This is a genomic window from Candidatus Zymogenus saltonus (genome assembly GCA_016929395.1).
GTDB classification, from domain to species: Bacteria; Desulfobacterota; Zymogenia; order Zymogenales; family Zymogenaceae; genus Zymogenus; species Zymogenus saltonus.
This window is the reverse complement of the sequence record JAFGIX010000016.1, coordinates 1-7,844: the sequence shown is the minus strand read 5'-3', so window position 1 is coordinate 7,844 and position 7,844 is coordinate 1. Positions and strand designations below refer to the sequence as shown.

Genomic DNA, 7,844 nt, shown 5'->3' with positions numbered 1-7,844 from the left:
TTTAGCCGTTAAAAGAAGCACAAATCCTACATCATCTTACCCCTTTTTACGACTATAAAAGTTGCACTTGTGAGTTGAATTCACCATGTCCGCTGCAGGGCCGAACCGAATTAAGCGGTTTTGATAATCTCTTCCGGCATTAAATACTCCAAAGACCTCAACGAATCTCCACCTTATATATTTACCTGGCCCATCCCCATATCATAGAGAGGGTTTTCGGCACCCGCAAAGTGAAAGAATCCGCCAGTCCCAATATCATAAAGGAATTTCCCGTCCTTCTATAATTTAAGGAGACATACACGGCCTACGCAAACCAAGCAAACTTGTCGAGTAATCCCTTAAAAATCAGAAAGAGATTGGCCAACCCCCATAATTGGAAAATGGTTTCGGGTTCCTCAAATCACAAACAAACCTGCCTGGTCCGCCCCATCGAAAACAGACCTTCCGGCCCCGCCTAAAAACCCTTCATCGAAGTCCCCAGGGCGTAGAGGACCGCGGATACCAGAAGAAACCAGCTTTCGAGATGGCATCCATCGAGGATGCCGGTTAGGAGGGTTAAGAAGAGAAGAACGGTACCAAGGACGAGAAAAACAAACGCGGCCCACCACGTAGCCTTCTTCGGGGCGTTAAATCTCATAAGAACCTCTGAAAACTTTCTATTTATTACTATACCACAGTTAATCCAAATCTATCGCCGCAATTTCCGCGTAAGAAACTATCGCCGCCCTCCCCCGTCCAATCCCCATCTACCCCCCAACCTCTCTCCCCCCCTCCCCTCCATTTGCCGGCCCAGTTATTTATCTTCCAACGATGGAATAACTATCGTCTGCCCGGGATAGATGAGATCTTCTAATTTTACTTCCCCCCTATTGGCCTCATAAAGGATTGTGTATCCAGACCCGTCACCGTAGAACTTCTCCGCTATCTTCCAGAGGCTGTCCCCCTTCGTCACCGTGTAACCGCCGGCCTCCCTGCTCCCTTCACTCGCCTCTTCCGGCTCGGGTAACTCCACCTCTATAACCTCTTCCTTAGCCTCGGTCCCGTAGAGCTTCAGATCATCCCTTATCCACTCCCTGGCTCTCAGGCTCACGAAATCCATTTCCCTCAAAAAATCGGCCTTGAGCTTCTCATCCAGCTTGGTTTTTGTGTCGGGGGCCACGTCTTCAACGACCCTCACCTCCTCGTCAGCCCCAACGACCAGCCCTTCGCCCTTCGCATTGACGGTGACCTCGCCGTAAAGGCCCAGGATCTGTGTCGTCTCCGGCTCAATAGACTTGATAACCCCTAAATCAGCCTCCCTCAAACCGATATATGTCCGCAGCGATTTTATGGAGAATCCCGACATCTTGTTTGCGAAGGGGGCGGCAATCGCCCTTACCTTCCCGTATATAAGCTCGACGCCGTTTCCGGCCCGTTTTGTGATTCCCACCATCCCTATTTTGTTTATTTTAACTCGGCTGTCGGGGCCGACCTTGACAAAACAGTCATCGGGAAGCTCGAGCTCCACGGTCCCCGCATCTCCCGTCTTTATCTCCGACCCCCGGCAGATCTTCGTGTCTTCGGTAACTGCAATCCACTTGTTGCTCCAGGGACGTTTTGTCTCTACAGCGCCGTCCAGATAAAGGAGATCGGCGCGCTCGAAGTATTTTTCCAGACACAAATACAATGCGCTCAAGACAACTAAGATGGCCAGGGCGAAGGTGAAAATACCCTTTAGATCCACACCGTTTTTGTTTGACATTTCAAATCCTTAATCCCAATGCACCCTTGAAACAGCCCCAGAGCCGGAGCGTTTCCAAGACCCTCTTATAATATGCAGCGCCGTTTCTAATTCAACAGACCCTATTCCCCCCTTTACAGGCCGTTTTTTCACGCGATTGATCGAAGGCGGTTTAAAAGGCCGCCGGTTTTTGATTTGTTTACTGGTTTTTGGCCCGAATAAGGGGCGCCCGAGCAATCTTACTTTAGCGCCGGAACCCTAATAACCTGTCCGGGATAGATTAGATCGGGGTTCTTAATGACTTCACGATTTGCCTCGAATAAGACCGGGTATTTATTGCCGTCACCGTAATATTTTTTGGCTATCTTCCAGAGGCTGTCCCCCTTCACTATTGTGTAAAACTCGGACTCGTCTCCCGCCTTGCCCGATTCAACCTTCAATCCGTCGCCGTTGACGCTCTCCACGCCCTCGATATTTCCCGCAAGGAGGATCACCTTCTCGATCGTATCCTGTGAATCACAAACGCCCGTCAGAGTCACCACGCCGTCTTCCACTTTCGCCTCGATGCTCTTTACCTGACCCCCCATCCTCTCCTTTATGTGCTTTTCGATATTCTCTTCTTTTTTGTCTCCCTTTTTGAAGATCGCCTCTCCGGCAGTCTTGATGAATTTAAAAAGTCCCATTTTTACCTCCATATTGTAAATTGATAAACTTCTGGTTACAAAGCCTTTCCACCAATATTTACCCTTATTTTAACTGAAAGGGATTATCGTGTCAATCCAAATAGTAATCGGAATTCCTCCCGTAATGCATTGAAATCTTGTCAAAAATACAGTCGTTTATTATTATATCTTCGCCCCCCAATCTTCTATGACACAAATCACACTTTTTTTCTTGACAGATCAAAAACAAGGCTGTGCCGAGTGCTACAATCCCTTATATTTATTTGACATGAAATATTATGGACTTGCTTTTCCAGGGCCGTTTTGTTAGGATACAAACACCTTGTATTTCGCACAATTCACGCCGAAGAGATAGGTCTTTTGTTGAACGTCAAAAGGATTTTCCATTTCAATCCCGCATATTGAGGAAAACCGGCATCGGAAGCCCCTTTGAGAACCCCAAAATTTAGGTACTGAATTTTTTAAACACAATGGCTATAGAGAGCGATAAAAAACTCGGCACTTTCCTCGGAGTCTACCTCCCCACGATTCTCACGATTCTCGGCATTATCATGTATTTGAGGGTGGGCTGGCTCACCGGCCGCCTCGGCCTCTCCCGGATGATAATCATCGTCATCATCTCAAACATCATCACGCTGATAACCAGTCTCTCCTTTTCGGCCGTGGCGACTAACAACCGCCTCGGAGTCGGTGGGGCATACTACATCATCTCCCGGAGCATGGGGCTCGAGATCGGCGGCACGATCGGATTTCCCCTCTTTTTGTCCCAGTCCTTTTCGGTAACGCTCTATGCCTACGGCCTCGCCGAATCGATCAAGATCTTTTGGCACGACACATACCCCTGCAGCCGGTAACCTTCGCCATTATCATTGTGGTGGGCCTCCTCGCCTTTACGGGCGCCAAGAAGGCGCTGCGCACGCAGATCCCGATAATGGTATTTGTCGGCATATCCATCCTGTCGCTCGCCGTATTCTCGATATACAGGGCATGGGGCAGTCCCTTTCCCGTATCTGCCCCCACCGGCGAGATCGGCTTCTGGTACGGCTTTTCGATTTTCTTCCCCGTCGTAACGGGCGTAATGGCGGGCCTGGGCCTTTCCGGCGACCTGAGCGATCCAAAGCGGTCCATCCCGAGGGGGGCCATCCTTGCCGTGGTCACGGGATTTATCATATACTTAATTATTCCGGTGCTCCTCGTTATGGGGGCAAGCGGAGCAAAGCTACGCGGCGACGATCTGGTCTGGATATACATCGCGGCCCCTTACGGTTATTGTCTGATCCTTCCCGGGCTACTCGGTGCGGCCTTCTCCTCTGCCGTGGGCTCCATGCTCGGCGCCCCCCGGACGCTCCAGGCCCTGTCGATGGACAGGATTGCGCCCAGAATATTTGGTGGGCAAAGGAGGAAAGCCCATAACCTCTCGGGGAGCCTTTTGTTGTCGATCGCGATCGGACTTTGCGCCGTCTTCCTCGGAGACCTCAACAACATAGCGACCGTGGTCACGATCTTCTTTTTGACGACTTACGGAATTATAAACATCACCGCCGCCTTCGAGACCCTCTCCGGCGACCCGTCCTGGCGCCCAAAGATAAGGGTCCCCTGGAGCCTCAGTCTGGTGGGAGGTCTCGCCTGCATCGCGACCATATTTCTTATAAATCCGGTTGCAGGCATCATCGCCATTGCCGTTGAGCTTATGCTCTGGTTTTTCCTCTCCAACAGGGAGCAGAAAGCGGGATGGGGGGACGCCCGCAGAGGATTTTATGAAACGGCGATACGATGGGCTTTAATACTTCTCTCCCGCCGCCCCATGAGCGCCCGCAACTGGCGCCCACACGTCTCGTATTTGTCTCTAATATAGCGCAACACTTAAACCTTGTCCACTTTGGAAACTGGTTCAGTCAGGGGCGCGGCGTCGTTACAGTCTGCGAGCTTGTCATCGGAGACCTTTTGAGGGAAGATCACAAATTGCTGACGAAAAGGCGAAACGAGATGAAAGACGTGCTGGACGATGAGGGGCTTGTGACGTTTCCTGAGCTTTATGTGGTCAGCGATGTTGTGGAGGGGATCACGAACGTCTCCCAGGCGAACGGCATGGCGGGTATCGAGAGCAACATCCTGCTTCTGGGCTGGCCGAAGGAGGAGAAACTGCTGGCCGATTTCTTGAGGATCATGCGCAGGCTCGAGTGCCTGAACAAGTCCCTGATAATAGGGAACATCCAACCCGGAGCCTTCACCGCCGGGGAGTCCTTGAAGCGCTCGATCCACATCTGGTGGGGCGGCCTTCAGAGAAACGGGGACCTGATGCTCCTTCTGACCTATCTCCTGTCCAGAAATCCTGAGTGGCTGAGGTCCAAGATTCAGGTAATGAGCATCGCCTCCGACGAGATCATGAAGACCAGGACCGAAAACTATCTGAAGACCCTCCTTCCGGAGATCCGCATCGACGCTGAGCCGAGTGTGGTTGTCAAACCCGAGGATGAGAGTGTGATCGACCTGATACACAAGGAAAGCAGTAACGCGGACGTTGTGATGTTCGGCCTCGCAATGCCGGACATCGGCAAAGAGGAGGCCTACGCAAGACACCTCGATAGGCTCGCCCGCGACCTCCCAACAGTCTTTTCCGTGAAGAATTCGAGCCTATTTATCGGCGAGCTTCTGAAACAGGACTTCGAGTAGGGGCGGTGTACGTGTCTTTGTTTATTTGTCTTTCCCTTCATTTTTTATAAGCTAAAAAGAATAGTAGCATTTCCAGGCTAGAACGAAAACGTCCTTTTGACCGTCAAAACAACAACATCTCACATCAATTAATTTACCTTTAATCGTCCCCTTGGACCTTACCCCGTCAATCCCGCACATATCTAAAAAAATCCTTGCACTCGATTTTCCAAATCCAGTAGATAAAGCCGGCGGCCCCCGAATCCGTTATTATTACCGTACCCAGCCCCCAAGACGACGGCCGCAGGAATCGGGAAGAAACAAAAGGGCAAGACGCTTATTTCCCGAAGTCATTGGGGATAGTAAATCTGAAGGTCGAGCCCACCCCAGGCTCCGATTCGCACCAGATTTTACCCCCGTGGCGCTCGACGAGGGTCTTCACGTATGTAAGTCCTATCCCTTCTCCAGGGACACTTTCTCCCCCCAGTCTCCTAAAAATCTGAAAAGCCTTATCTATATCTTTTTTCGCTATTCCGCACCCGTTGTCTTTTATATAAAACTCGGTTTCATCGATACCCCTTTTTCCCCCTATCTCTATCACGCCCCTGCGAGTCGGGTCCAAGTAGTTCACCGCATTGGTCAGGATATTTTTTACGATCATCATCATCGATTGCAGGTCCGCCGTAATTACAGGGAGGGATAAAACATTTATCTCTATATCCAAATCCTCGATCTTATGGGCCAGATCTAAAAGGGAGGATTTTATTATATCACCCACATCTATCTCTTGAAAATACAGCTCCTTTCTCCCCAGCCGTGAGAGCATAAGGACAGCCTTTATCATATCACTCATGTGGAATATCGACGTATCGATTATATCGAGGGACGCTGGCAGCTTTTCATTCAAAAGCTCTAAAATCTCTTCCCCTTTCTCCCTGTCTTTTTGTTCAAATAAGGACAAGTCCAAGGATTTTATCTTATTGATGTCATTGTACATTTTTTTTGAATAGCCCTTGATATTTATCAGTGGTGTCTTGAGATCGTGAGTGATGATGTAGAAGAAGCTCTTGACCTCTTCAACGGCCCTCTCCAGCTCCTCCGCATATTTCTTGGATTCCTCTTCGGCTGTTTTCCTGTCGGTACTGTCGTATATTATTGAGAACAACATCTTCCGCCCCCTGATGTCGATGGGGCCTGAGTGGACATCCACAAACCTTTCCTCCCCAGAGGAGAGCCTATGGCGAAATTCAAAGAATCTCTTCTCGCCGGTCTTGGCCCGTTCCATCTCCTCGGCAATTTCCTCATTGGTAAGTGTATATATATCTTTAATTTTAATCCCCTTCAATTCATCCAATCTGTAGCCGTAATACTTTAATGCGGCGGGGTTTGCGTCCACGATATCGCCGGACTCTGGATCGACAATGAGCATGACCGCATCGTTATCCATGAACATCTGCCTGTACAATTTTTCGCTATCTCGGAGCGCCTTCTCCGACTCCTTTCTTTCGGTGATGTCGATGGCCGCCGTCAGTATAGAGCCGTTTCCCTCTGAATTGGAATTCAGAAGAGAGGACTGGAGAATAGCGGGCAATTCGACGCCGTCCTTTCTCATAAACGCAACCTCAACGGTGGTCAGATGCATATCGGCCGGTACAGAAGGATTTTTTTTGCCAAAAACAGATATATTTTTACGCTACTATTTACTTAACAAAGCTAGCCTGATTTCAATTGTCTCTATATAGTATTATATTTTATTTTTACAACAAATTTCAAAATATTTTAAAAAAACTGAAAAAAGTTTAATCCATAACAGGTTTTCTTTTTTTTAATTCTTTTCTCCTAACAACATCACGAATATCTTTAAAACATTTTTGATCTAGTACTTCTAAAATCTTTGTTGCTGGTACAACAATAGCTAACCCCATATTTATCCATTTTTCAGGAAGTATGTCCTTTAATAGCATGTCTTCTTCTGAAACTTTCAAATCCCAATGACCATGTACAAGACCCAACAGAGAGAATGTTGGTCCTAAAGAAACAGTAAGAGAAGTGTCTTTTTTACACAAGGTCATATTACTATATACAAACACCGGAGAACCACTCAAACCACCAATAGAGCGAACTTCAATTAAATAGGCTTCCATAGGTCCATAATCTGTATCTTGAATAGGCTCTTCTGGCATAAGTGATATATTTCCAGTTCTAATTATTGGCAAATTCCTATGCTCCCCAAAATGATTGACAAAAAGACCAGTTAAGAAAACATCATGCCCTTCACTTATTCCGCATTTCCTTATCGCTTCTTCTGTAATTATCATTTCAGTTGATAAATACTGAATATCATATTTAGAAGCACTATATTTAGAACCATGTCCGCCAAAAGATAAAACTGCTACATCTACAGATGAGTCACATGGATGAAACTTCCAATCTGACAGTTCAGTATCCACATAAGTATACCCTCCATCTTTTTTGTTTATACGTATTGTAAGTTTATCATCTACACAATTTTCCTCTATCCACTCAACAACATGTTTTGCTGTAACAGCATAATAAAATCTTGTTACTTCCAATTTATCTAAACCAACAGCTATAAAGAAGATAGTCCCTGCAATTCTATTAGGTTCATTATTATCATTCAATTCGTCTTTATAGCAGGCAAAGGCTACACACTTTTTTATTCTTTCATCTATTTCCATAAGCGTATACCTACAATGAGAATTTCCAAGACGGTAAGAATTAAAATCGTGAGGTAAAGTATTAACTTGTTGCAAAGTAGTATAAGTAGT

General features: G+C 47.3%; 8 protein-coding genes. 3 read left to right on the top strand and 5 right to left on the bottom strand.

Annotation, left to right across the window (positions count from 1 at the left end):
• Positions 1 to 454: 454 nt before the first annotated feature.
• The 3 genes from JW984_03290 to lysM all read right to left on the bottom strand — a co-directional run bounded on the left by JW984_03290 (position 455) and on the right by lysM (position 2,403).
• Positions 455 to 637 (bottom strand): hypothetical protein, encoded by a 183-nt coding sequence (locus JW984_03290; protein MBN1572204.1) that lies wholly within the window; start codon positions 635 to 637, stop codon positions 455 to 457.
• A 156-nt stretch (positions 638 to 793) separates the two neighbouring features.
• Positions 794 to 1,741 carry a LysM peptidoglycan-binding domain-containing protein gene (locus JW984_03285; protein MBN1572203.1) on the bottom strand — a complete coding sequence of 316 codons (948 nt, stop codon included), beginning with the start codon at positions 1,739 to 1,741 and terminating at the stop codon, positions 794 to 796.
• A gap of 218 nt (positions 1,742 to 1,959) precedes the next feature.
• A complete protein-coding gene (gene lysM / locus JW984_03280; GenBank protein MBN1572202.1) occupies positions 1,960 to 2,403 on the bottom strand; it encodes a peptidoglycan-binding protein LysM in 444 nt (147 codons plus the stop codon).
• A gap of 470 nt (positions 2,404 to 2,873) precedes the next feature.
• Between lysM and JW984_03275 the strand changes: the two genes are divergently transcribed.
• From JW984_03275 to JW984_03265, 3 genes are all read left to right on the top strand, one after another.
• Positions 2,874 to 3,257, top strand: coding sequence for a hypothetical protein (locus tag JW984_03275; protein MBN1572201.1), 384 nt, complete (start codon positions 2,874 to 2,876; stop codon positions 3,255 to 3,257).
• Positions 3,227 to 4,258 carry a hypothetical protein gene (locus tag JW984_03270; GenBank protein MBN1572200.1) on the top strand — a complete coding sequence of 344 codons (1,032 nt, stop codon included), beginning with the start codon at positions 3,227 to 3,229 and terminating at the stop codon, positions 4,256 to 4,258. Before JW984_03275 ends, JW984_03270 begins: the two co-directional genes overlap by 31 nt.
• 131 nt (positions 4,259 to 4,389) lie before the next feature.
• Complete coding sequence (locus JW984_03265) at positions 4,390 to 5,076, top strand: hypothetical protein (protein MBN1572199.1); 687 nt, start codon at positions 4,390 to 4,392, stop codon at positions 5,074 to 5,076.
• 316 nt (positions 5,077 to 5,392) lie between these two features.
• Here JW984_03265 and JW984_03260 read toward each other — a convergent pair whose 3' ends face one another.
• Together JW984_03260 and JW984_03255 are read right to left on the bottom strand one after the other, a co-directional pair.
• A complete protein-coding gene (locus tag JW984_03260) occupies positions 5,393 to 6,667 on the bottom strand; it encodes a PAS domain S-box protein (protein MBN1572198.1) in 1,275 nt (424 codons plus the stop codon).
• A 187-nt stretch (positions 6,668 to 6,854) separates the two neighbouring features.
• On the bottom strand, positions 6,855 to 7,844 hold a 990-nt coding region (locus JW984_03255), incomplete at its 5' end, for a hypothetical protein (protein ID MBN1572197.1).